25 protein-coding genes and 1 pseudogene are annotated in these 23,620 nt (G+C 69.7%); 4 read left to right on the top strand and 22 right to left on the bottom strand.

Features of this window, described 5'->3' with window-relative positions:
* Positions 1 to 112: 112 nt before the first annotated feature.
* From ACFQH9_RS28260 to ACFQH9_RS28205, 12 genes are read right to left on the bottom strand one after another with little or no spacing between them, the layout of a single operon-like run.
* Positions 113 to 3,187, bottom strand: a complete 3,075-nt coding sequence (locus ACFQH9_RS28260) for a LysM peptidoglycan-binding domain-containing protein (protein WP_379570802.1) — start codon at positions 3,185 to 3,187, stop codon at positions 113 to 115.
* Complete coding sequence (locus tag ACFQH9_RS28255; RefSeq protein ID WP_379570800.1) at positions 3,184 to 3,597, bottom strand: hypothetical protein; 414 nt, start codon at positions 3,595 to 3,597, stop codon at positions 3,184 to 3,186. The genes ACFQH9_RS28260 and ACFQH9_RS28255 overlap by 4 nt, the downstream gene beginning before the upstream one ends.
* Positions 3,597 to 4,022, bottom strand: a complete 426-nt coding sequence (locus ACFQH9_RS28250) for a hypothetical protein (protein ID WP_379570798.1) — start codon at positions 4,020 to 4,022, stop codon at positions 3,597 to 3,599. Before ACFQH9_RS28250 ends, ACFQH9_RS28255 begins: the two co-directional genes overlap by 1 nt.
* Positions 4,019 to 4,399, bottom strand: coding sequence for a hypothetical protein (locus tag ACFQH9_RS28245; RefSeq protein ID WP_379570796.1), 381 nt, complete (start codon positions 4,397 to 4,399; stop codon positions 4,019 to 4,021). Before ACFQH9_RS28245 ends, ACFQH9_RS28250 begins: the two co-directional genes overlap by 4 nt.
* Entirely contained in the window at positions 4,396 to 4,599 is a 204-nt protein-coding gene (locus ACFQH9_RS28240; RefSeq protein WP_379570794.1) for a hypothetical protein, read from the bottom strand. Before ACFQH9_RS28240 ends, ACFQH9_RS28245 begins: the two co-directional genes overlap by 4 nt.
* 21 nt (positions 4,600 to 4,620) lie before the next feature.
* Positions 4,621 to 5,508 (bottom strand): type II secretion system F family protein, encoded by an 888-nt coding sequence (locus ACFQH9_RS28235; protein WP_379570792.1) that lies wholly within the window; start codon positions 5,506 to 5,508, stop codon positions 4,621 to 4,623.
* Positions 5,505 to 6,389, bottom strand: a complete 885-nt coding sequence (locus tag ACFQH9_RS28230) for a type II secretion system F family protein (protein WP_379570790.1) — start codon at positions 6,387 to 6,389, stop codon at positions 5,505 to 5,507. Before ACFQH9_RS28230 ends, ACFQH9_RS28235 begins: the two co-directional genes overlap by 4 nt.
* The gene (locus ACFQH9_RS28225; RefSeq protein ID WP_379570788.1) at positions 6,386 to 7,732 is read right to left on the bottom strand and encodes a CpaF family protein; all 1,347 of its coding nucleotides are present in this window, start codon (positions 7,730 to 7,732) and stop codon (positions 6,386 to 6,388) included. The genes ACFQH9_RS28230 and ACFQH9_RS28225 overlap by 4 nt, the downstream gene beginning before the upstream one ends.
* Complete coding sequence (locus ACFQH9_RS28220) at positions 7,729 to 8,469, bottom strand: CpaE/TadZ family protein (protein ID WP_379570786.1); 741 nt, start codon at positions 8,467 to 8,469, stop codon at positions 7,729 to 7,731. Before ACFQH9_RS28220 ends, ACFQH9_RS28225 begins: the two co-directional genes overlap by 4 nt.
* A gap of 3 nt (positions 8,470 to 8,472) precedes the next feature.
* Positions 8,473 to 9,090, bottom strand: a complete 618-nt coding sequence (locus ACFQH9_RS28215; protein WP_379570784.1) for an SAF domain-containing protein — start codon at positions 9,088 to 9,090, stop codon at positions 8,473 to 8,475.
* Positions 9,087 to 9,947 carry a hypothetical protein gene (locus tag ACFQH9_RS28210; RefSeq protein WP_379570782.1) on the bottom strand — a complete coding sequence of 287 codons (861 nt, stop codon included), beginning with the start codon at positions 9,945 to 9,947 and terminating at the stop codon, positions 9,087 to 9,089. The genes ACFQH9_RS28215 and ACFQH9_RS28210 overlap by 4 nt, the downstream gene beginning before the upstream one ends.
* Positions 9,941 to 10,543, bottom strand: coding sequence for a hypothetical protein (locus tag ACFQH9_RS28205; RefSeq protein ID WP_379570780.1), 603 nt, complete (start codon positions 10,541 to 10,543; stop codon positions 9,941 to 9,943). The genes ACFQH9_RS28210 and ACFQH9_RS28205 overlap by 7 nt, the downstream gene beginning before the upstream one ends.
* Before the next feature lie 205 nt (positions 10,544 to 10,748).
* On the opposite strand from ACFQH9_RS28205, the gene ACFQH9_RS28200 reads away from it, so the two are divergent.
* The gene (locus tag ACFQH9_RS28200) at positions 10,749 to 11,657 is read left to right on the top strand and encodes a bifunctional DNA primase/polymerase (RefSeq protein ID WP_379570778.1); all 909 of its coding nucleotides are present in this window, start codon (positions 10,749 to 10,751) and stop codon (positions 11,655 to 11,657) included.
* A gap of 173 nt (positions 11,658 to 11,830) precedes the next feature.
* Positions 11,831 to 12,157: pseudogene (locus ACFQH9_RS28195) on the top strand (histone-like nucleoid-structuring protein Lsr2); the annotation flags it as partial.
* A gap of 820 nt (positions 12,158 to 12,977) precedes the next feature.
* On the opposite strand, the gene ACFQH9_RS28190 reads toward ACFQH9_RS28195, so the two are convergent.
* The 9 genes from ACFQH9_RS28190 to ACFQH9_RS28150 all read right to left on the bottom strand — a co-directional run bounded on the left by ACFQH9_RS28190 (position 12,978) and on the right by ACFQH9_RS28150 (position 21,221).
* Entirely contained in the window at positions 12,978 to 13,556 is a 579-nt protein-coding gene (locus ACFQH9_RS28190) for a VldE C-terminal domain-containing protein (protein WP_379570776.1), read from the bottom strand.
* Between the two features lie 18 nt (positions 13,557 to 13,574).
* Positions 13,575 to 14,039 (bottom strand): DUF4913 domain-containing protein, encoded by a 465-nt coding sequence (locus ACFQH9_RS28185; RefSeq protein WP_379570774.1) that lies wholly within the window; start codon positions 14,037 to 14,039, stop codon positions 13,575 to 13,577.
* On the bottom strand, positions 14,036 to 15,724 hold the full coding sequence (locus ACFQH9_RS28180; protein ID WP_379570772.1) for a type IV secretory system conjugative DNA transfer family protein: 1,689 nt from the start codon (positions 15,722 to 15,724) through the stop codon (positions 14,036 to 14,038). Before ACFQH9_RS28180 ends, ACFQH9_RS28185 begins: the two co-directional genes overlap by 4 nt.
* A 98-nt stretch (positions 15,725 to 15,822) precedes the next feature.
* Positions 15,823 to 16,983: a hypothetical protein gene (locus tag ACFQH9_RS28175; RefSeq protein WP_379570770.1), complete on the bottom strand. Its 1,161-nt coding sequence runs from the start codon at positions 16,981 to 16,983 to the stop codon at positions 15,823 to 15,825.
* Between the two features lie 265 nt (positions 16,984 to 17,248).
* Positions 17,249 to 18,724, bottom strand: coding sequence for an SCO6880 family protein (locus tag ACFQH9_RS28170; RefSeq protein WP_379570768.1), 1,476 nt, complete (start codon positions 18,722 to 18,724; stop codon positions 17,249 to 17,251).
* On the bottom strand, positions 18,721 to 19,821 hold the full coding sequence (locus tag ACFQH9_RS28165) for a TrbL/VirB6 family protein (protein ID WP_379570766.1): 1,101 nt from the start codon (positions 19,819 to 19,821) through the stop codon (positions 18,721 to 18,723). Before ACFQH9_RS28165 ends, ACFQH9_RS28170 begins: the two co-directional genes overlap by 4 nt.
* 105 nt (positions 19,822 to 19,926) lie before the next feature.
* On the bottom strand, positions 19,927 to 20,184 hold the full coding sequence (locus ACFQH9_RS28160) for a hypothetical protein (protein WP_379570764.1): 258 nt from the start codon (positions 20,182 to 20,184) through the stop codon (positions 19,927 to 19,929).
* Between the two features lie 11 nt (positions 20,185 to 20,195).
* Complete coding sequence (locus ACFQH9_RS28155; protein WP_379570762.1) at positions 20,196 to 20,663, bottom strand: hypothetical protein; 468 nt, start codon at positions 20,661 to 20,663, stop codon at positions 20,196 to 20,198.
* Between the two features lie 288 nt (positions 20,664 to 20,951).
* Positions 20,952 to 21,221, bottom strand: a complete 270-nt coding sequence (locus tag ACFQH9_RS28150; protein WP_379570760.1) for a hypothetical protein — start codon at positions 21,219 to 21,221, stop codon at positions 20,952 to 20,954.
* Between the two features lie 260 nt (positions 21,222 to 21,481).
* Here ACFQH9_RS28150 and ACFQH9_RS28145 point away from each other — a divergent pair, with 260 nt between their 5' ends.
* Together ACFQH9_RS28145 and ACFQH9_RS28140 are read left to right on the top strand one after the other, a co-directional pair.
* On the top strand, positions 21,482 to 21,778 hold the full coding sequence (locus ACFQH9_RS28145) for a hypothetical protein (RefSeq protein ID WP_379570758.1): 297 nt from the start codon (positions 21,482 to 21,484) through the stop codon (positions 21,776 to 21,778).
* A 5-nt stretch (positions 21,779 to 21,783) separates the two neighbouring features.
* A complete protein-coding gene (locus ACFQH9_RS28140; protein ID WP_379570756.1) occupies positions 21,784 to 22,401 on the top strand; it encodes a helix-turn-helix transcriptional regulator in 618 nt (205 codons plus the stop codon).
* 766 nt (positions 22,402 to 23,167) lie between these two features.
* Here the strand turns inward: ACFQH9_RS28140 and ACFQH9_RS28135 are convergent.
* On the bottom strand, positions 23,168 to 23,620 hold a 453-nt coding region (locus ACFQH9_RS28135; RefSeq protein WP_417715130.1), incomplete at its 5' end, for an AMP-binding enzyme.

Raw genomic sequence — 23,620 nt, 5'->3', positions numbered from 1 at the left:
ATATGACGGCCTGGTAGCACGTTCTCACGAGCTGTCGCTCGTACCAGCCGGATGACGATGGGCGTGAGGAGCAACCCACAGGACATGCCGAGCAGATAAGGGAGCGCCGCAATCATTCGTCGTCGACCGCTCGGCTGAGGCCATTGGGGAAGAGCTCGTGGAAGACAGCGAAGCTCTCGGGCGGGAGGTCCTCGCCTATCTCGAAGTCGCGCTCGGCGAGGAGCAGTTCGGCGTACTGGCGCATGGCTCCGGTGTTGCCCTCGGCGTGTGCGATGCGCATGAGGTCGAGGAAGGGACGGTCGTGGGTGGAGTCGGGGTCGACAAGCCGGCCGATATCGGCGGCCCAGTGAGCCAGTTCGAGATCGTCGTCGGTAATCGCGAGGTCGACGAGTTCGTGGGCGGTGTCGATGACGAAGCCTGGGATGAGAATGTCGTGGTGTTGGTCGGCGTCGCGTAGCCATGCGTAGCCGCGGTCGCGCACTGGTCGCAGGATCGGACCTCGCACGAGGCCGAGGGCGCTGACGTAGTCGGCTCTGGCCTCAGTGGAACGTCCAGCGGCTGCTCGGGCCTGGGCGCGCTTGCGAAGTCGTCGGAAGAGGTCCCAGTCGAGGAGGTGCCCGACGATGCGGTAGCGGTCGTCGCCGCTCGTGCTGATGGTCGGGATGAATTCCGTCTCTGGCTGGTCGGGGTGCTTGCCGACCCATGGGCGGATCTCGGCGATGGTGCGTCGCACGCTCGATGAGCTCACGGTCTTGCCTTCGGGCCAGAGGTCGGTGGCGAGCTTGTCGCGGGTGACTCCGCGTTCATGGAGCGCGAGGTAGACCACGACCTCGCATTGCCAGGCCGCTCGTCCGGTGGGAGGTGTGCCCGGTGCACGCAGCGCCGGCTCGCCGAGAATGCTGATGAGCGGGCGTTTTGGTTGGCCAGGTTTGAGCCATTCAGACAGGTCGTCGTCCAGATGCGGGTCGTCGTGCTCGACACGTCGCAGGTGTCTGCGTTCGCGGGTCAGCCGTTCAGAGTGGTTGGCTGCTTCGGCATCCCCATCAGCCCTGGAGGGGCTCGGCGCGGGATCGTCCTTGCTTGGCTGGGCGGCGGGTTGATCGGAGGTCGGCGGAGCCCAGGAGCCGTCGATCGTCATGTCGGAAGCCCAGGTCTGAGTGCCGTCCACCGCCGGTACGGGCTCGTCTTCGTTCCTGGCTGCGGTGCGGATCGCAGCGAGTAGGGACACCGCGATGTCGCTCGGCATCTGCTCGGCGATGATCGGGACGCCCGGCAGGTCGACGTCGGCCACGGTCCGGTCCTCCTGGACCGTCAACTGAGGACCCGGCAGTGACGTTGCAGAGCTTGAGGTCACGATGGCGGCGCAGGTGCGGGGCCGCTCGAGCAGTCGGCTGCAGATGCTCGTGAGGCTGGGCTGGTTCTCGAGATCGACCCCGGCAACGACAAGGATCGTGACGACGAGTTCGTCGCCGATCTCGCCGGCTGCGCGAAGCTCCGGTGCCGGCCGGTGCGCCGATTCCAGGCTGCGTTCGGCGCCGTCTACCGCCGATATGAACAGGGGCAGCGCCTGCCGCAGGCTCCGGAAGCAACGGATCCGATGGCGAGGAAGGGCCTCGAACTCGTCCTCGAGCCCCACGACCATCAGCTCGGTGTTCTCCGCCCAATTTGCTGTTGCCAGCTCGAGTGTCATGTTGCGAAGCAGGTCGCGTGCACGTCCCCGTTGACCGACGAGATGCAGAACCCCATCCGCCTCCAGGTCGACGAACACCGTCCGTCCGTCATCGAGGCGGCCGACCGACGTCAGCGCCGGGTAGCCGATACCGACGTCGATGCGGGCGGCCTGGTCAGCGGTGAGCCGCCATTCGCCGTCCTGACCACGCGCGAAGCCACCGGCCAGGTCCGTCTCGCGCGTGCCCAGGAGTTCGACGCTGTCACTGCCGACCACCGCACCGGTGATGTCGGGAAGCGGTGTGGTGGCCGAGGCAAGGCGAAGAGCGCTCTCGAGCAGCGCGAGGTCAGGGTTGCGAACGTCCGCTCGCACAGCTGCCACCTCCGCGACGGCGTCGATCGGATCTGGCAGCGCAATCTGTCGGCGATAGCGGCGTAGACGGCGCTGGCGACGGCGTAGGTGTGCGAGAAGGCCGAGGACACCTGCCGCGACACCGCCGCCGACCGCAACTCCCCCGACGACATCAAAGGGGGCTGTGTCTGTGCTGTCATCCGCCGGGGGCTCGGGCGCTGGCTCTGGTGCGACGGGCGGCACCCTTAGTGGTGTCGGGTCAGCAGCAGGCCCTGGCAGCGGGCGGGATGGTGTGGGCGCTGGTTCTCGGGCCGGGGTCGGGCTTCGCTGACCTTCGGTCGGCGGCGTCTCCCTACTGAGGCCGGTCCTAGGGATGTGGAGAAGCCAGCCCGGCTTGATGACGTCGGGATTTCGCAGAGCTCCGCCGCCGGGTTGAGCGAGGCCCTGGGAGGCCTCGTAGATCTCGCCGTAGCGTCTCGCGTCGCCGAGCTGGTCTCTCGCGATCGACGCCAGAGTCTGACCGGCATGGACGACCACGACGCCGTTGTCGACGGTCTCCGTCGGCAGCGTGAGCCGCCAACCCGGGATGAGGCGGGCCGCGTCGGTGAGCCGGTTCCCGTCCGGTTGTGTTCTGCCCCGGTTGAGATCGAGGATCTCCCGCCAGCGGAGCGGATCTCCGAGCTCGCGGGAGGCGATGTCCCAGAGGGTGTCGCGCTCCTTGACGACATACAGGTGTGCCGGTTCGGCAGGCGCGGGATTCAGCTCAAGCGCCGCCGCGACCAGCACCGGTGCTGCTGGGGTCGCAGGGGCGTGGTTCGTCGCGAAAGTTGACGCGAGCCAGAAGATGAGCAGACCGGTGATCGCGCGCGGGCTGGTCCGCCGCAGCGAGACGGCGCGCGCGCCATGGCGGACCATCGTTGCCGTGTCCACGACGCATCCGAAGGCCAGGTAGGTCCAGAACAGCCAGCCGGCCACCACGATCAGGCCGAGCAACAGCCTCCCATCCTGCGGGTGCAGGATCGCAGCGGATGCCTCGTCAAGCCGCGGTAGCGAATCGGGTAGATGGCGTGCGCCGAGCCGGAGGAGCGCGAGCGGAAGGCCGATGAGTACCGCAGCCAGACCGACGAGTGCGACGAGCACACGGCTCGCCCGGCCCAGACCCATCATCCGACGCCTCCCGACGGCATGAGCAGCGGCTCGGACTCCGCAGAGCCACGTGTGTCGAGCTCATCGATGCCGATGAGGCCGAGCAGCGCTGTGGGGCGACGAACGACTGCCTCGACCCGCACCCGGTCGTCGCCCACGACCTCGATGGAGCCCGTCGCCCCGGACCGGTCGAGGTATCGCTGCGCCTCGACGGCGGCTCGCGCAGGCTCCAGACGGACCTCGCCTGCGCGGAGCGCGGCGATGTCGAGTTGCTGAGCGCCGGCACGCGCGGCTTCCTCCGCGATCGAGTCTGCTGTCGCAATCTGCTGAGCCTTCCGCACACCGTCAACTCCGAGCCCGGCGGCAACCACCAGCACGAGGGCCAGCAGCGCGCCGGGGACGGTCAGGGACCCACCTCCGATCTCGTCCATCAGCGCTCCCTCAGGGGATCGATACTGCTCGTTGCGGTGGCCCGGCTTCGGTGCGTTCCGCGGATGCCGGGGATGCCCAGGTCGGACCACGGCACGTCGCACACGACCTCAGCGCGCACTTCTGCCGCTGCGCCGAGTGCGGGCGTGCTGCTCACGTCCACCCCGACGTCGAGTGCGGTGCACCGGACACCGCGCGCGCTGAGTGCCTCGCGAGCCGCCGTTGTGGCCACCGTCGCGGCGCCTGCCGGTTGTCGTTGGATCGACGCCAGGCGCGCGGCGGCTCGGGCCGCCTGCTCGGTCGCGGACTCGGCTGCGGCGACTCGGACGCCGGCGACGGTGAAGGCCACCAGCAGCCCCAAGATCCCGGCCACGATGGCGGCCTCGACGGCCGGTGCGCCTCCACGCTCGTCGGTTCGTGGGATCACGCCGCCGGCCTTTCCAGGGCACCCGTCGCCTGTCGAGTCACGGTCAGCGGTAGCCCGGGAAGCAACGCCGCGACGCTCGCGCTGACCGTGACGGTGAGCCGTCCGCCAGGTTCCTCGTGGGCCTCTGCCTCGACTTCGCGGAGCAGGTTGCCGGTGGTGCGGTTGGCAAAGGCCGCGGCAGCCTGCCGGGCGACGTCCGGAGACTCGATCCCGCGGTATCGGCCGGCGCGAAGGCCGTCTTCGGCTGCGGACAAGGCGAGCTGTGAAGCCATTGCGAGCATGGCGACCTGAACGCCGACCAGGACGAGAGCGAGGGTTCCGGACCAGAGCAGCGCGAGCTCGACGCTGGTGGCGCCGCCGCGCTCGGAGTTGCTCACTCGAGTGCTCCGAGCTTCTTGGCGACGAACGCGCCGACCGCGGTCGCGATTACGCCGCCGATCACCGCGCCGGCCCCGATGTGGAAACCCTCGTCGGAGTTGCGACCGCCACCGCGCTCGTCGATCGGGCCCGTTCGCTGTATCAGGGCGACGTAGAGTTCGGTGACGGCCAGCCGCAGACGTGTTGACGCTGTACGCATGGTGGAGACCTCCAGAGGGATTCACAGGGACAGCAGGACCGTCGTGGCGGGATAGAGGACCCATGCGGCGATGAGGAGGACCTGCAGGGCGCCCGGCGTGCTCATCCGGCCGCTGGCTCGGTTCGCCTCGGCGCGGGCGTCCTCGCGCAGCTCGTCCTCCAGGGTTTCCGCCCGGGCCAGGAGTGTCTCGATCACCGCACCGCCGTCCGTTCCCGCCGTCCGGGTGATGACCGCGAGATCGTCGAGCTCGGGCAGGTCGATCGTCTCGCTCAGCTGGCGGAGGCCTTCCCAGGGCATCTGCCCGCTGCGCTCGGCGAGGTCGAGCTGACGCGCGATCTGCCCCATCGCCCAGCTTCCTCCGAGCAGGCTCGCCGGGGCGCGCAGCGCGGTGGCCACCCCGGCGCCACCTCGACGCAGGAGACTGACCTGTTGGAGGTAGGCGACGAGGGCGTATCGCATCTCCTCGCGACGAGAATCGGCGTGCCGTTGGATCCGACGCGCCGCTCCTGTCCAGCCAGCCGCTCGGCCGACAACGGTGAAGGCAAGGGCGACAACGCCGGGTAGCTCGATGCTTAGCAGCTCCATCACCAGCAGTAGGAGCGGACCGGACGCCGCACCGCCGAGAGTCTCCAACGCCCGGCGGGCGAGGACCTCGTCCCGTTCCACGCCGACAAGCCGCAGATCCTTCGCGTCGACGGCGTCGGGCAGATGGCGAAGTAGCCGGGCAGCCCGCACCGACGGCGCCCGCCGTTCGCCGGAACGGCCGGGACGGCCGGGCCGGTGACGCTCGTCCAACATCCGCAACCCGTCGACGAGGGCGGGATGCCAGGGCCGGAAGAAGTCGAAAGCGATAGCCAGGCCGAGACCGAGAAGTGCGCCCGCGATGGCGCCGAAGACGGTCGTGGTCATCGGAGGCGACCAAGGAAGCGAGGAGCAGCCGAGCCGAGGGCGAGCCGGCGCATCCAGATCAGGAGAGCGGCGGTGCCTACCAGGAGCGCCGCCATGACGAGCTGGCCACCCAGAGTCCGATACGCGTCGGCGAACCCAGGGGCGAGTGCAAGGAGGACGAACACGCCGGCCTGGATGACGAGGAGCATCACGATCGACTGTCGGGACTCCGCGCGGTCGGCCTCGACCTCTCGCCGGCCACGGACCTCGCGCTCGACGGAGGTCGCAAGCTGCCGCAGGACCATGCCCACACCGGGCGTCTGGTGAAGAAGCGCGAGCGTGAGAGCGGCCGAGATACTGTCAGCAACCCGGTCGTCGATCTCGTCCGCGAACGAGGCAAGGGCGGTCACTCTGTCCTCCCGCCCGTGCCTCAGCGCTGCGGCCAGGCGTCGGACCGGTCCGGCGATCCGCTCCGGAGCCGAGTTGCCGGACGCGATGATCGCCTCGGTGAGCCCGGCGGCGCCTCCACCGACGAGCACATCAGCCATCCGTCGACACCACGTTGCCAGGTTGGCCAGGACCTCGATCTGCTCGCGGGCCACGCGCGCCGACCCGAGCAGCCAGGGCAACCACATTCCCGTGCAGACGATTGCGAGCCCGATGAGGGGCCACCCCGTCAGCGCGGCGGCGGCGATGCCGCCGATGACCCAGGCGAGGATGCGGAGACGCTGCGTCGGCGAAGTGGCGTGAACCTTCCGGAGTGCGCGGGCGAGGTGACGAGCTTGGGCCTTGAGCCGTGTGGAGCGTTCAGCGGAGCGCTGGTTGAGCGGGCCTGCCAGCCGGGCCACCGCCATACCAAAAGCGGCGCCCGACGCAGCGGCGAGCAGCACTGTGGAGATCATCCTTTACGCACCTGCCCGTTCCGAGACTGCGCCCCGACGAGAAACCCGAGATCGATCCCCGCCTCGTCGAATCGCCACCGCATCTGCGGCAGCATGTGGAAGCGTGCACGCGGATCATCGGCAGAAGAGTCCGGGCAGAAGATCCGGTTCATGGAGACAGCGCCGGTCTCGACGACGCCGGTGACCTCGGCGATCTCCGACACCACTCGACCGCGGCCACCGAGCGCCGGATGGTCGAGCTGCCGGAGATGTACGACGTAGTCGATGCCTTGGGCCGCGAGCCTCGTCACGAAGGAGACCGTCCAGCCGTTGCCTGCTCCCTTCATCGCCGCTGTCACCAGCCGCTCGAACGCGTCACCGGCGGAGCCCGCATGCAGGGTGCACATCGAGCCGGGCATGCCCGAGTTCATCGCCTCGAGCATCGGCAGGGCTTCGGCGCCTCGGACCTCGCCGACGACGACTCGTGTGACGGACATTCGCAGGGTCTGGTGAACCAGGTCCGCGAGCGTGATCTCGCCGGCTCGTTGGCCGCCCATGCTCTCCGTCGAGCCTGGTCGGGCTTCAAGCGCCAGGACCAGCGGTGAGGAGCCGGGCAGTTCGTGCAGGCCCAGCTCGAACTCGGTCTCGAGCGTGGCGATGCGTTCGGTTGCAGGGATCTCCCGGGTGAGACACCTCAGCAAGGTCGTCTTGCCCGACGACGGTGCTCCTGTCACGACGACGTTCGCCTTGGCCGCGACGATCGCTCGAAGGAATCCGGCTGCCTGTGTGGACAGCGTGCCCATGCGCACGAGGTCGTGCAGCGTGATGCTCTGCAGGCGGTGCCGCCGGATGGTGACGGTGGGCCGTGGCACGACCTCTCGCATGGCGGCGAGACGGGAGCCGTCGGGAAGCCGCATGTTAAGGAAGGGCTGGGCGGGGGAGAAGGAGCGCTCCGACGAGCCGTGGTGAGCAGCGATGTACTGGATCTGCTCCACGAGCGCGGCGTCGGACTCGGCGATCGGGTCGGGTGCCACGCGCAGCGCGCCGCCCCGCAGCCGCAGGTACGGGCGGTCGCAGCCGGTGATGTGCACGTCTTCGATGTCGGGGTCGTCGAGGAGCTCCTGCAGGCGGCCGAGTCCCCAGATCGCGTTGTCGACCTGCCGGACGACTGTGGCCTCTGCTTCCGGCGACAGCAGGGCTTTGCCCGAGTTGAGTCGTCGGCGCGCCTCGACGGCGAGCTCCTGCTCCACCCACGACCTGACGAGTTGTCGCTGATCCGCTGCTGTGAGCCGCTCCCGGCCTTCGTGTCGCTCCAGCCGGCCGATGACGGCGACGCGTAGCCGTTCGATCAGATCAGCGGTCATGAGCTCGCCGTCCTTGCCCATGTCTGAGGTCCGGAGAGCACTCGTGTAGCGAAGGCACGAACCGCTTGTGTGAGTGGCGATCGGATGTGCCGGGGGGCGGGTGGGGCCGCCTCGGTCCAGACGAGCGCAGCGCGCCGGTCGAACGGGATCTCACCGATCACGGGCATTCCGCACGCACGCGAGACGTCGGTGGCGGAGTAGGGACGGCCCGGATCAACGATCACGAGCCCCGTCGGCGCACCGTCGGTCTCGCTCTGCAGCGCTGGGAGTGTCCTGGCCGTTGCCCGGATCGCCCGCAGCGATGTTCCGGTGACGACCGCGACCAGATCGCTGCATCGCAGCATCGCGTTGGCGGGATGTGAGATCACGAAGCGGCCGAGGTCGACCAGGACGTCGGCGTCCACGATCTCGGTCACTGTCGCAGCGAAGCTCTGCCACGGGACTGCATTGGCTTGCCCGGCTGTGCCGAACCCCGCGAGGAGATGCGGCCCATGCTCGACTGGGCGGCTTACATGCTGACGGAGTGCTGACTCGGGTCCGGTGAGCCGGGCCTCGAGCAGGACGTCGACGATGGTGTGCTCGGCGGGGACGGCGCCGCCGGTGAGTCCGGCGAGCAGATCCCCACCCTGCGGATCGAGATCGAGCGCTATGGCCGGTCGCGGCCACGTTGCTGCCGCGGCCAGAGTGAGCGTGCTGACACCCGGGCTGCCTTTGACCGACACGAAGGTGATCAGCATCGGTCACCGATCTTCGAGCAGCACGATCGCTGCATGACCGGTCCGAGCGAGCCGAGCAATGGCCGCGGCGTCGGCAGCATCCACCAGCACGTCGACGGTCCTCCTGCCGTCCGCACCCAGGTCCCGCACGACCTCGGCGGTGATGCCGGTGCTCGTCGAGGTCTCGGTGTCGATCACCCCGATGCGATCTTGGGCGGTCAGGACGCTCGCCGGCGCTTGCCCGATCTCGACCGCGATGCCCACGATCGCTTGCCCCGGCCCGGGCAGCGGCGAAGCTCCGGCCGATCCGGGCACCACGATCTGCCCGGGCATCAGGGTGACCGCCGCGGTCTGCCCCACGATCTGGTCGAGCTCTGCCCAGGGCAGCGCCGTGAGTCCGGAATCGGCGGGAACCTGCGCGGCGACGAGGTCATCAGCATTGATCTGAGAGCCGACGGGAACTGTGCGAGCAACGGCGACGATCTGGACCCGCTGCGCGACCGTGTTCAGCACCGCGACTCCGCCCAGAGCCCCGAGGATCGTGAGGGCCGCCGAGATCGCGAGCGCGCGTCGTCGGTGTAGGCGCCGGGGACGAACGGGCACGAAGTCATCGACAGGCGCATCATCCATGCGCGTGGTCACTCGCCACCTCCCACGACCAGCACCTGGATTTCGTCCACGGCGATCGACGTTTCGGATGTCAGGCGCAGCTCCTGGCCGCCGGCCACGGGTGCACCGCCCGAAATTCCGCGCCAGCCGACCTGCCAGACCGCAGTGGCTGTGACGGGCCACCGCCCGGTGCCTCCGGTGCGCTCGGGAAGGGAGCGCTCGCGATAGACGTAGCCGCAGTCCGGTGAGGCGCCGACTTGTCCGTTCCACGGAGTGCCAGGTCCTGCGCAACTCACCGTCGCTCCGCTGGGTCCCAGGGTCCACTCGACCGAGGTGAGTCGGGCTGTGGCGGTGACGCGTGCGTCGCCGACGGCAGCGGTTGCCGTGGGCGCGGAGTCGGGGATGTCGTCGAGCCAGAGCCACACGGGAACGCCGACCACGGCCGGCGCGCCGCCCGCCAGGCGGATGCTGGGCTCATCGAGCTGAAGCTGGTTGATCGCCGAGCGAACGGGGATCCCGGGGTCGTCGACCGGCGCTGCTCCGCCAGTCGACCTGGGCGCTGTAGTCGCGGCAGCCGAGGCGAGCTGCGGCGAAAAACCGAAGACGCGCTGAAGCTCCTCGACGACGTCGTCTGCCTCTTCCCGGACCACGGCTGTGGTCGGGCTCGAGATGGTTTCTCGGGCATGTGGGCTTGTCGACGGCCGGGGTTGCACGGCGGGTGGCCCGGCCGGCCCGCCCGGCCGGCCCGGCTCCGCTGCCGTGATGAGGCATCGCCCCGAACTCATGATGACTTTGCACTGGGCAGGCTGTTGCAGCGCGGGTAGCGGCCCGGCGGCCGGAAGCATAAGGACCATCGAGACCGCGACGCGCTGCGCCGCCTCGTTCAGCACGGCTCCGCCAGGGCGGGCGCCGTCCGCTCCACGAACCACCGCTCGCCCTCCCGTGCGAGCTCGGCACGGTAGCGGTATCTGGTGCTCTGGTTCTGCTCGTCGTCGAGGACGCCGCTGCCCGTGTCGGACACCAGGCGCGAACCGCTGAGGTCGATGCAGTCGAGGACCGCCACCCGGTCCATGGTGGGCACGCTAGTCGGATCGAGTTGGGGCGCGACGGTGACAGAGCCGTCCACGTGCGCGGACAACGAGGCGTAGTTCCGTACCTCGAGAAGCAGGTCGTCGAGGGCCTGGCTCCGAGCGACGGTGGCGAGCGGAACCGACCAGTCCTGGCTGCGCGGCGCCTGCATCGCCAACTGGCTGAGCCGCCAGAACTCGGCGTACACCGCCAGGGCATCTGACGACGATGCCGTTGGGGTGGGCGGAGGCGGTGGGTTGCTGGGGGACGTCTGCGAGCAGCCGGCGATGGACGCCACGCAGATCGCGGTGGCGGCAGCGAGCGGGTAGGCGCGTGGACGGCAGTAGTGGAGCACGGCTCCGAGCCTGGCCAGGGCGGCTCGCCTGTTGTTCGCGTTCGTTCGCTGCTCGATTCGCACTCGCTGCTCCTGTCGACGAGGCCTGTCCGTGCTGATCACCTTCCCGACGCGGTCAAGGTGACAGGTCATGTCCGTCCGCGGAGCGGAACGACCAGCGATCGCCCATATGGAGTAGTAGAGGCGAGCGAGCGCGAGCGGCTGACGAGCACGCAGCTCGCTGGGCGAGAGCGTCGGCGAATCAGCGACCGAGCAGGCGCCGGCCACGGTGAAATCCGCCGATGAGCTGGAGGAACGTGTGTCGGGCAACAAAGGACAGCGGGGGAGTGGTTTGGTCCGCTCGGCGCTCGAGATTGCTGGGCGGGGGTGGCCGGTGTTCCCGCTCCGTCCGGGTCGTAAGGAACCGGCAATTCGCAACTGGGAACGCCGGGCCACGACGGACCCCGATCTGATCCGCCGTACCTGGGAGGTCGCCCCATGGAATATTGGCGTCGGCTGTGGACCGGCGGGCCTGCTCGTCGTCGACCTGGATGCAGGGGACCGCGGTGACCACGGGCGTCAGCGCCTGGCCGCCCTGGCTGCGGGCGCGGGCCAGGTGATTCCGTCGGACACCTATACCGTTCTCACGCCCGGGGGCGAGCATCTCTACTTCTTGGCGGGCGACGGCGGCTACCGGAACACCGCCGGTCGCCTCGGCGCGAAGATCGACACGCGCGGATCGGGGGGCTACGTCGTGGGGGCCGGCTCGGCCGTGGCGGGCCGCCGCTATCGCCTCGCTTGCGACCTGGACCCGGCCGCTCTACCCGGCTGGATCGCTGATCGTCTCGCCATGACTCCGCCGACGCCGGCACTCGCGAGCGTTCATACCGCCAGCAGCAACTACATCGCCGCCGCGCTTCGCGGCGAGGTCGGGCGAGTCGCCGAGGCAACGGCCGGCAACCGTAACCACTCGCTGTTCGTTGCCGCCGTCCGCCTGGGCCGTTTCGTCCACGCCGGACGTCTCGACGAGGGCGTGGTCCGGGACGCGCTCCTGCGCGCGGTCGACCGGCATCGAGGGCCGGGTGGACTGACCGACGGAGAGATCAACCGGACTATTGCGTCCGGGCTGCGTCGATACGGGTCGGCCACAAGCGGCACTCCGTCGCCGACCTCAGCCGAGTGCCATCGTTCCCGCTAGTTGCCCAGCCGTAGGCCGCGTGGATACCGGCGCATGCGGAAAACTCGTAAGCTGTGAATTCGCTAAGAGAATGCGGTCATCGTATGATACCCGGTGATTCGGCTGGACTTCTTCTGCTGAGCCCGCATACTGCGAGACGACCCCTCAGGACCATCGAACGGAAGTGGAAGAATATGGCCCAGGTCACTGAAGTGACGCTGGTTGACGACCTGGATGGCGGCAAGGCGGACGAGACCGTCGCGTTCTCCTTGGACGGTAAGTCGTTCGAGATCGATCTGAGCGCTGCGCACGCCTCGCAGCTTCGCGATGCGATGGCGTCGTACATCGATGCGGCACGGCGCGCGACGACTGGCGGTGGACGTCGCAGCCTTGCCCGCGTTGCGTCGACCCCGCCCAAGTCGAACCGCGAGGAGAACACGGCTGTCCGCCAGTGGGCGCAGCAGAACGGATACAAGGTCTCCGAGCGCGGACGGATTCCGTCCGAGGTGTTGCATGCCTACGCCGACCGCGACGACACGCCCGCCCCGGCCGTGGTCGAGGAGAAGCCGAAGCGTCGCAGGCGCAGGAAGGCCGCCGACGCAGCCTGATCCGGCAGCGGAAGGGGCCGAGGCCGCTGCCTCGGCCCCTTTCTCGTGCTCACTCGTCCGACACGGCCCGGTCGAATGAGCGGGCGTCGGATCGACGGCGGCCTCGAGTGGCTGCGTGAGAGCGCTATCCACAGCAATGGCCGCCTCCCTGAATTGGTCCACAGGGCTGGCAGCGAGATCCGGCGTGGTGAAGCACCGCGTCATGGTGTCGTCATGTCGCTTCTCCGACGAGCACTCGCACTGTGGGCGGTAGGACTGGCGCTCTGGCTCGCCCTTGCCACTGCGTTCCCAAGCAGCCCGGTCCTGCGTGCGCTCGCGGGAGTCGGCTGCCCCGACCATCCGGCCTTCGAGGTTCAGCAGGCGGCCGGCGTCCAAGTCCTGTCGGTCGAGGCGGACTCCTGCCCGGGCATACCTGCAGAGGAGGCGGTGAGACGGATGGCCCTGGCCGGCTGGACGGCCTCGCCGTACTCCGTCGATGCCGTTTCCGCGACCGTGTCTCGCACCGTGAGCGGACGTGCACTGAGCATCGTTCTGCGCGCCGACGAGCTGAGGGCGGCTACCGGCACGAGCTTGGATGGACTTCCCCGGGCAGAGAGCCGGGTTGGGCCCGCCACCCGTGTGACGGCTGTCGCCGAGACGGCAGTTCCCGCGTTGGCGAGCGGGGTCGCGCTGCTCGTCGTCGCCCGCCTGCTGCGTTCTACTCGGACGGCGACCCTCTGTCCTGCGTTGGTCTTCAGTCGGCGACGCTGAGGTGGATGTGGTCGTAGTGCCCGCCGGTGGGGTCGCTGACGTTGTAGATTCCGCCTCCGTTGTAGGGCACTCCCCAGCCGTTCTCGTCCGCCGTCGTGCTGTCCCAGTAGCGCCCCTGCCAGATCAGATAGTGCACGTGCAGGGGCGCGGCGTTGGTCCGGAGCCAGTTCGCGATCTGCCAGCCGTGCGCGAGCTCGTCTCCGACGGGGAAGGTGCCGGCCGTGGTGGGGAAGATGTCGCAGGCTCGGCCCTTCGGATGATCGCTGCTGGGATTCTGCAGGTGAGGATCCCAGCACGACACGGCCCGGATCGCTCGGCCAGTAGGCCCGAAGGCTGCCAACACCGCGTTCAGCGCGTTCAACGTGGCAGGCGTCAGACAGCCCCTCGTCGTCGGATCGTCCTCGGTGCAGCCAGCGCTCGATCCCCGGAATGGCTGCGCGGGAGCCGGCCCTGCAGAGTCCGAGCTGTTCTGATCGGAGAAGACCACGCCGATCATGCCGAGGAGAACGGCAAGCATGAGGGTGATGACGAGCAGGACGGCACTCAGACCCGCAGCACCCACAGCGATTACTCGCACGGCTCAGGCGGCCGGGTATGGCGCGGTGGGCAGCGTGGGAAGCGGGGTGTGACCGGCTCGGGCGCCGAACCGGTCGTCGTGACCGCAGTCCACGAACGGTCCGTCCGCGGCGAGCAGCGCGCGCAGGCACGGATCGAGGTGGTCTCGGATCCAACTGGACATGGCGGTGCCGGGATCGGGAGCGAGTTCGGTCCAGGCCCGGCGGAGTGCCTCGAGCCGGAAGACTGCTTCGGCGTGTTCCCACCACAGTGGGCACCAGTGCAGCTCGCCTCGCAGCGGGCGTGCGATGACCGAGGTGACATGGCGGTGGACCCAGCGGACGAGACGGTTCGGGTCCAGACCTGCGGTGGGGATGTCATCCTCGTCCGGCCCGGTTCGGTCGAGAAGGTCGTCGAGCAGGGCGCTCTGGTGTTCGCGCCACGTTTCGAGCGCGGCCAGGCGGGTCTCGGTCTTGGCATCGTCTGTCACGGTGTCTTCTCCTGTGGTGACTCGTACAAGGCGCCGAGGACCCGGTGAGCGGTCTCGCGGAGTTCGTTGAGAGCGGAGTCGGCGTAGGCGCTGATGTCCGCGGCGTGTCTCTCGCGGTACCACGGCAGCAACTGCACGAGTCCGGCTCGTCGACCGGAGGTGAGCAGTACGGCATGGGTACGTTCAAGTGCCCGTAGTGCATCCGGCGGCAGGATCGGTTGGCGTGTGGTGCTGGTCTGCCAGGTACGGCCGTTTCCTCGTCCGTAGCTGGTCGATCTCTTCTCGACGTCGTGATCGCCGATCAGGCCGGACAGGCGCTGGAGGAAGGCGTGATCGTCCACGCCGGCACCGACCAGTTTGATGGTCGCGGCGGACCAGAGAGAGTCCATGCCCTGAGCGCCCCAGACGCCGACGCCCTGCTGGTAGCTCTGGAGCATCGTCAGGACCTGGATGCCACGGGAGCCGTAGTGGCTGTACAGCTGGGGGAGTTGCTGGATCGGGCAGATGTTGGCAGCTTCGTCCAGAACAGCGACGACGGGTGGATCGAGTCGGCCCCCTGCGGCTTGAGCCTGCATCTCGGCGACCTCGAGCAGACGGTCGACGAGCGCCGCGACGACGGGCGCCGCCGTCCCGGCGCCTTCCTTCGACAGTAGGTGCGCCGTGACCGGCTGCTCGGACGCTGTGATCAACAGTTGCGAGGGGTCGAGCTCGACCTGCATGTCGTCGGGGGCGCTTCGCCACGTGTTGGGCGGCGTGATCCAGCGCAGGATCCGTTCGGAGGTGAGGGCTTTGGCCGCGGTGCGTGCGGTTTGGTAGATGCCCTTCGCGGTGATGTCGGCGCCGCGCAATGCTGCGTCCAGATCGGCGGCCTCGACGACCGCGCCAACACGGTCGAGAGCGGCGACGGCGTCGCGGCGGCCGTGCTGCAGCCAGATCACGACGTCGCGCATCGTCCGACGACCGAGCGCGGCAGCCAGCAACGTGCCGGTGAGCACCTGCTCGCCGGCGGCGTGGAAGAACGGATCCCGGCGCTGTCCGCCGATGGTGCCCATGAAGTGCCCGGCCAGCCGCGCGGCGGCCTCGTAGCGATGGTCGTCGGGGGCGTCGCGGATCGAGCGAAGCGGATCCCACCACCATGTCTGTGGGGCGTAGGCGATCTGCTGCGGGTCGAAGGTCCAGACGGGGCCGACCTCGGCGCGGGGGCCGGAAGTGAGGGCCCAGAGATCGGATTTGTTGGAGGTGGCGACGACGAGGCCGGGGGCGCTGAGGACTGCTGGAACCGCTACGGCGCTGGTCTTGTTCGACCTGGGACCCATGATCACGAGGGCCACGTCCTCCCAGGACATCCACACCTCGTGCCCGCCGAGGATGCCGAGCCGGATGCCGCGGTCCGCGGTCGTGAGCGTCCGATCATCCGGCAGGCGACGAAGTGAGCGGGCTCGCTTCTCCTGCGCGGTCCCGGTGAGGTCACCGAGCTCGGTGGCGCGAAGGAGCGTCCGCGGGCTGGCCTGTCGGAGCAGCCGGCGGGTTCCCAAGCCGATGAGCACGACGGCGAGGGCGAGCACGACGAGCGCACAGCCGAGAACGGCCGCGAACCATCCGCGTGCCGGGGCATCGGTATAGACGAGCAGGCGGGGTGACCAGTCCGGCGGGGCCCAGCTGCCGGTGGCCGCCAGCCGGGACACACCGGAAGCGAGCCATACCGCAGTGGTGGTGCCGGCTCCGAGAGCGATCGCGCTGAGCAACGCGAGTGGGGCTGCGGCCTCCCCGAGACCTGGTCTGATCATGACGCCTTCCGGAAGGCGCCATCGGTGTCGTAGAGGCGGCGCTCGCTCGGTGTCAGGGTCAACGCGACGGGGAGCCCCATCCGTTCACCGGACTTGATCAGGTACTTGCCCCGGCCCGGGTGCGCGCGCCCGGAGTGCCAGGTGGGTGGGGCCGCCCACGAGGTCACGAGGGCCGCCTCCCCGGTGGTCAGCGAGGTGATCCGGCGGAGCCCGTCCAGTTCCCTCTCCGCCATGCCGCCGAGAATGAGGACGCCGTTGCGACTGGCCATGCCGCGGGCTTTCGCCCTGTCGGACTCGGTGGGCAGGGCCTCGAGGTCGTCGAGGGAGTGAGTGACCTGGACGGAGACGACGCCGCGATGGCGGTTGAGTCGAGTGATCCTGTCGGACCGCTCGACGAGTCCGGGAGCGACGCGTAGGGCTCGCCAGAGCTCGTCCTGGACCTGGACCACGTTGCGTCGGCGGCCGTCGGCGGTGTTCGCATCGATGACGCCCGCCGCCCAGGCCCAGGAACACAGCATCGCAGCCGCCACCGCGTCGTCGTCCTCCTCATCGAGCGCCGACAGGTCGAGAGACAGCGCGGTGGTGCCCGTGTCGGCGCGGACGCTGGAGCGGCGATCGAAGATGCCCCGCAGGGCTCCGTCGCAGAGCAGGCCGAGGGTGTTGATCAGTTCGCGGGCAGAGCGGCGGTACTCGTGCTCGTCGCTGGCAGCGGTGATGGCGACGAGGTCGTCCGCAGCGGTGCTGAGGACGTGAAGGACGTCGGGGATGAGGGGCTGACTGGTCTCGCGCACGCCGACGACGAGATCGAGGGCCGCGCCGAGCAGCCGCCGCTCGGTAACAGTGATCTCTGCTCGCCGCACGATCGTGGTGAGCGCCTCGAGCAGCGAGAGCCTGCGGGCGCGGATCGTCTCCGCGAGCCGTTCCCGTTCGGCTCCCTTCACGGTGTCGAGGGCAGCGGCAAGTGGGCCGGCGTCGAGTGGGTTCAGGGAGTGGGCGCCGCGACCTACCTCCCAGACCGCACCGCCGAGGGCAGCGATCAGCTCGCTGTACTCGCCCTTCACGTCACCCGGCACCACTGCCGTCATGCCGAATCCGACGAGGCCGACCAGTAGCCGTTTGGTGAGGGAGGACTTGCCGATGCCGGGCTGACCTTGCACCCAGACTCCGGTGTTCGAGACGAGCCCTGTGCGAAGCCATCCGGCGGGGTCGAGACCGATGGGCTCCGAGGTATGGAGGTGCCTCCCGATCGGTACTCCCTGGACGACGGCACCGGAGGAGACGGCGAACGGGTAGAGGCCGCAGGCCTGGCTGGTCGTTGCGGTGTAGCGGGCAGCGGCCTCGACGTTAGCGGCGCGGCCGCCTTCGCGTACGGGCCAGCCCCACCTCCGCGGTACCGGCGAAGTAGTCATGTTGTCCTCCGAATCAGCGCCCGCCGCGGCGACGGGTGAGGTCGACCGGATCGAGACCGACGCCGAGCGCGACGGCGAACCCGGAGGCTTGGCTCCCGCGTAACCGACGGAGCCTGAGCTTGGCCTGGCCGGCGCGGGTCTCGACGTCGCCGACCGCGGCAGGAAGATCCGCGGGATCCAGCACGGTCGTGGTGACGTAGAGGCTGAAGCGGCCGACCCCGGCTCCCTCGGCCTCCTCGCGGGCGGACTGCAGAGCGCGGTTGCGATCGTCGCGGTCACGCTGGGTCTCGTCGCGCCGGGTGCGTTCGGCCCAGGCGCGCCGGATCTGGCCGCTGGTGATCTCTGCCTCGACCTTGGCCGCGGCGTGTTCGGCGTCGTAGGGCTCGTAGAGCAGGGTGACCCGTCGGGGGAACGGCCCAGGGGCGAGGAGCGGGGTCAGGATGTGCGGGCTGACGGACTGTCGCGGTGCCTCACGCATACCCCAGGTGACTGACACCCCGGAGTCGTGGCGATAGTCGTCCCAGGTCTCGGTGGCCGCGACCGGGCCGGCCTCCGACCACTCCTCGAGCAGGACCCGGTCGGTGGCCAGGTCACGGCGGGCCGAAGGATCGAAGGCCGCTCGCAGCCGGCCGGCCAGCCACCCGGTTCCGGCCCGACCGAGCACGGCGACACCCGCGCCGGCGAGGGCCTGCTCGATCCCGGGCAGCCCGCGCCCGGCGGTGATGGTCGCCTCGACAAGGTCGCCCGGGCGGGGTGACGCCTGCTGCGGGTCCATGGTGACCGTGACGCGGGCGTCGATCTCGGCCGTGGCTTCCGGATTGGCCGCGACCAGCTCCTCGAGGACGCGCCGGGCCAGAGCGGGAGCATCCGGATCGAGCGAGGCCGCGACATGGTCCCGGGTCGTTGTCCCGCCGGTCGGCGCGGTGTCGACGGTGACCGAGAGGTGCGTGACGAGGCGCTGATACCCGAGGTCAGCGAGGAGTGCGGCCCAGCCGGCCACCCAGCGGTCCATCTGATCGTTGTCGGCGAGGTCGAGGCCGACAGGGGAGACGCGTAGGACCGCCGAAAGACGTCCCGTGCGGCGATCCCACAGCCAGCACTGCCGACCACCGCGCCCGTCGTCGGCGTCCACCGGCACGACCGGGGCGAGGACGCCCGGAAGGTCGACGCCGCGCGGGTGGGTGGTGAGGATGCCGCCGGCCCAATCGGTCCACCCCGCGGCCCGAGCCCGGCGAAACCGCAGCACACGCGTGAGGACGTCGGCGAGCGTGACGCCGCCGACGCGGACCACCACTGCCGCGACGACGACTACTGCCGCCCCAGTCAGAGGGATCGCCGCGCGCGGAACGGTCGAGAAGGCCAGCAGCGGGACGAGGATGGCCAGGAAGAGAACGACTGTTGAGCCGGTTCTCAACGAGCCGATGCCCCAGCCGCGTTCTGCACGCCAGTTCCCGTAGAGGCGGGGCAGGGAATCGCTGGGAGGGGTCACTTCTTCGCCCCCGGCTCCTCATCGGTACCTCCCGTCGCCGTGTCCCGCGCCTTCTTCACAGCCGCGGACCCGACGGCCACCGCCGCCGTCGCAACAGATCCCGCAGCTCCTGCAGCCGGGCCCGCACCTCGCGGTCCGGCTCCGGCGGATCCAGGACCGGTGGCTTCCTGGGCCGAGGCGCGTTGGCCCGGGGAGCGGCTGGACATGGCTATGGCACCTGCCGCGGACACCAACCCGGAGCCACCGATGCTCTGGCCGCCGACCTGGGTGCCGGACCAGGAGAAGAACTTCATCAGGGCCGGCATGGCGACGAGCGCGAGAAGGAGCACGACCAGCCCTGCCAGGAGGGTGCTGATCTCGCCGGGCTGGTTCGACGATCGGGTGGACAGGTAGGTGAAGCCGACGAAGTAGACGAAGGCGGCGGCGGGCTTGTAGACGGCGATGGCGATCAGCCAGGGCAGCAGCCGCGTGAGCCAACCCCGTGTCGTCCGGGTGAGGGAGCCGGAGGCGGCAAGCGGAAGCATCGCCGCGAGGACAAGCAGCCCGGCCTGCCGCACAAGCATGAGCACCCACTGCAGCAGAGACAGGACCGCCGCCACCAACCCGACGAGCAGCAGCACGAAGTTGTTCTTCATGCCCTCCTGACTACGGAGGTTGTCCACCATAAGTACGGCGAAGTTGTTCGCGGCGTCATCGAGGATGTCACGGCTGAGTTGATCGCCGGCTCGCAAGCCCGCCTGCAGAACGATGAGTCCGAGGGCTGACACCGCGACGAAGCGGAGCAGCCCCGTCGCGACGGTGATCAGCGGCTCGGCCTTGCGGGACAGGATGAGACGCCCGGCCTGTACGACGACGGAGACGGTCAGGATGACCAGGACGAGATAGCGCAGCTCGCCCTGCGCCGCGAGCACTGCGGGGTCCAGAGGGTTGACGCTGTCGGTCTGCGCCCACCAGGAGGTTGCTGCCACCACGAGGTCGGCCGCGCCTTGCGTGACGCGGAAGACGACCTCGTCGAAGGCGTTCTGGACGATCTGAGTCGACTTGCACTCGAGATCGAAGACCCCGCAATCAGCTCCTGCCTGCGCCAGCCCGTTCATGACCGCCCCCCCCCCCGCGATCACGTGCTGCTCGGCCGGCAGGGGGCTCGTTGGCGCCGGAAGGTCGATCTGCCAGGGAAGGGTCTTGTCGTGTCGACACATCGGCTACACCTGGAACGCGCCGACGATGACCGCTGCGACTGAGGCCAGGGCGAGGCCGCCGAGAATCCAGGCGGATCCGATCAGGCCCTCGTAGGCGGTGGCCGAGCGGTTGCGCCGTCCGACGATGATCATGACGGCGCAGATCAGGAGACCTGCTACCCCGGCTGCGAGCACGCCCCACTTGAGCCAACCCAGAATCATGTCGGCCATCCCGTCCAACCCGGGCGGACGGGTGGGAGCCGGGTTGGGTGGCTGGGCCACGACTACCACCTTCACCGAGCACGCTCCGGACGCAGGACGTGCCCGACCATCGGCACGAGCGTGCTCGCGACGCGGGGCGCGATCGGGGCGGCGCCGGCAATCTGGTCGACGGCGTCGAGCCAGCGCCGACTGCTGCGGTCGAGATCGCGCCGCGCTGCCGTCGTGAGGGCTTGGATGTCGTCGATCGGGCGGGGAAGCTCGCGCCAGCGCGCGACGTGGGGGAGCAGGACCGTGCGCGCGGTGTAGGGCGCGATCAAGGTCATCCGGGCTGTGACCGCTCGGCCCGGCCGTGCGCCATCGACGGCGTTGACAGCCAGGATGGGCTGACCGGGCATCCGTCCGATGGCTGTGGCGGCGCGGAGCAACGACTCGGTGGTCGCTCGGCACACGAGAACCTGAACGCGCTGTCCTCGGTGCACACCGCCGTCCTGGGCGCGAAGCGCGGTGGCGAGGCTGGTGGTCCCGACGCCACCGGACACGCCCGCTACTAGCGGTGCGTCTGCGGACTGGGCAAGGGCATCTGCTGGCATGACGATCTCCTGACGGCGAGCTGTGTCGCCGAAGATCCGTCATGGCCGCTCCGGTCCTGTTCGCGCTTGCTCTTCGACAGAAGTGAGCAGCGCCGAACGAGCTCAGGAGCAGCACCAAGGCGGGACGAGCGGGCGGCCGCCGCGTGGGCGGCTCCTGCTCGTCGGCTTCCCGGCTCAGGTCGGCGCGGTCGGTCCGGGCGGAGCGTTGTTCGACGTCGCCGAGCGCGGCCTCACCCATCACCTGGGCGAGGTCCGCCGATTCTCGGCCGACTGGGACGTGGTGCGTCGCTTCGACTGCGCGAGCGGGATCCCGATGCGTTGGAGGCCTACCAGCGGCACGGCCGGCTCATCGAAGCCGGCACGGTCGACCAGGCCGAGACCGTGGCCGCGCGGGCATGGATGGCCGACACCCTCGGCGGCCGGGACTCGATCCTCATCGTCGGGAGCAACGACGCCGCCGCGCGGGTCAGCGCCGCGCTGCGCGCGCAGCTGGTCGACCTCGGCCATGTCGGGGCGGCCGGGGTCGAGCTAGGGATGCAGGGCACGGTCGTAAAGCGGGAACGGGTCCGGGTCGGCGCCCATCAGACGGCCCAGCAGCTCCGGAACGGTCTCGGTCGACGTCATCGGCGCTCCCTCGTGTCCGTGTGCCCCGACGCTATCCGCGGGCCGCGCCCCGGCGCTCTGACCGGCGCGCACGGGTTTCGGACAGACGCGCAGGGGGGCTACAGTCCCGCCGATCCCCTCCCACCACGGCAAGGACGCCAGGGATGTACGAGGTCGAGACGGTCAGGACCCGGCATGCGCCCGCGGCGCAGCGCGCCGCCCTGTGGAGCGAGACGATCACCGCCTTCCAGGGCAGGCACAGCTACGACTACCCGGTCCCAGAGCGATTCGACGCGACCGCGACCCGGCAACGCAGCGACCGGTTCCAACTGGTCACCTGGCACATCGCGCAGGGCCAGACGATCCGGCGGGCCCGCGGGGACGACGACGACCACTACCGGCTGCTGTTTCCCTCGTCGGCCGGATCGATCTGCGGCTGCCGGACGGGGACCGCCGCCTGACCGCGGTGGACGGCCTGCTGATCGCCCCCGACGCCCCGTACGACCTGCGGCTACCGCCGGGCAGCCGGGGGCTGGTCGCGACACTGCCCCGTGCGGACGTCGAGGACCGCACCGGCCGGTTCGCCCACCGGCACCTGCGCCTCGGCCAGGCGTCCGGGCGCGTGCTCGCCCTGATGCTCACGACGCTGGTCGACGACCGCGCCTCGCTCACTCGCCGCGCCTTCGACACCGTCTGCGGCCAGGCCGCAGAGCTGGCCTGCCTCGTGGACGGGGACCTGGCAGCGGTCTCAGAGCACGACCTCGTCGCCCAGCTCCGGCTCGTCGTGCGCCGCCGCGCAGCCGATCCCGAGCTGACGGGAACTGCGCTCGCCCAACACGTCGGATGGTCCCTGCGGCAGGTCCAGGCCGTGTTGCAGCGGGAGGGGACGACCCCGAGCACGCTGATCCGCGAGACCCGGCTGCAACTCGCCCGCACGCTCCTCGGCGGGACCGCGACGATCACCGCCGTGGCCCGGGCCAGCGGTTTCCGCTCCATCGATGCCTTCGAGAAGACCTTCCGTCGGCGGCACGGGATGAGTCCGTCGGAGTACCGGAGGTCCTGCGGCGCGTGCCGGGGACGGTAGGTACCCCGTGGTTTCCTGCGCGTCGAGACCCACCCGTGGTGAGCAGGACGGGTACCGCCGGGTCGTCAGTCGTCCGGGCGCATCCCCGCCATAGCAGGTCGACAAGCGCTTCGGTATGGCCGCGCCAGTCGCCCGCGGGGGTCGAGGAACAGCAGGCGCCCAGGCCGCGCAGGACGTTCTCGGGGGCGAGGCCGGGGCGGACGGTGCCGGCCTCCGCGTTGGCTTCGAGCAGGGTGCGCTCCCGTCGACCATGGCTTTCGTAGGCTTGCCCGGGACGTCCTCGTCGTCGGCGTTCGTGGCGGCGCCCAGAGCGTCCGCGAGGCCGCGCTTGGTCATCATGTACCGCGCGGGGTCGTCGACGGCATCAACCTCGCCCGCACCATCGAGCCCCGCGGCCTGCGGAACTTCGTCGACCACGCCGTTCCCGAGCTGCAGCGCCGGGGCCGGTACAAGACCGAGTACACCCCGGGCACGCTGCGAGAGAAGATGACGGGTGCCGGCGCGTTGCTCGGAAGCAACCACTACGGAGCCCGCCGCCGATGACCCTCTCCTGCGAGCCGCTCACCCCGACGGCCTTCCTCGAGCGGGTGGCTGCAGCACTCGGTCTTGACGAGCGAACAACGGCCCTACTCGCGAAATTGCCACCCCAGACTTGCCGCGCCGACCGACATGCCCGGTGGTCGCCGTCCTCCACGCAGACGTGGCAATCGACGCTGCGTTGGAGGCATCGGACGTAACCAGCGAGGGGCAGTCGGTGCCGATTAGGCTAGCTGCTCGGTTCGACCCTGCGCCGGAGGATCTTTCCCGTCGGTCCCTTGGGCAGGCTTTCAACAATTCGGATCGACCGGGGGTATTTGTAGGCGGCCAGCACCGACTTGGTGAAGGACTTCAGGTCTTCGGGTTGCGCGGTTTCGCCGGGCTTGAGCGACACGACCGCAGCGACCTCCTCCCCCAATGTCGGATGGGGGACTCCCACGACGGCCGCCTCGGCGACCGCGGGGTGCAGGTACAGTGCTTCCTCGACCTCCCGGGGGTACACGTTGTACCCGCCTCGGATGATCAAGTCCTTCTTCCGGTCGATGATCGTGTAGTAGCCGTCGGCGTCTCGGGTGCCGATGTCGCCGGTGCGGAACCAGCCGTCGCTGATCGCGTCGGAGGTGGCGTCCGGGCGGTTCCAGTAGCCCTTCATGACGTTCTCGCCGCGGATGGCGATCTCGCC

Origin of the sequence: Pseudonocardia lutea (assembly GCF_042658055.1) — a bacterium.
In the GTDB taxonomy this organism is placed as follows: domain Bacteria; phylum Actinomycetota; class Actinomycetes; order Mycobacteriales; family Pseudonocardiaceae; genus Pseudonocardia; species Pseudonocardia lutea.
This window is presented reverse-complemented; position numbering and strand designations above follow the sequence as displayed.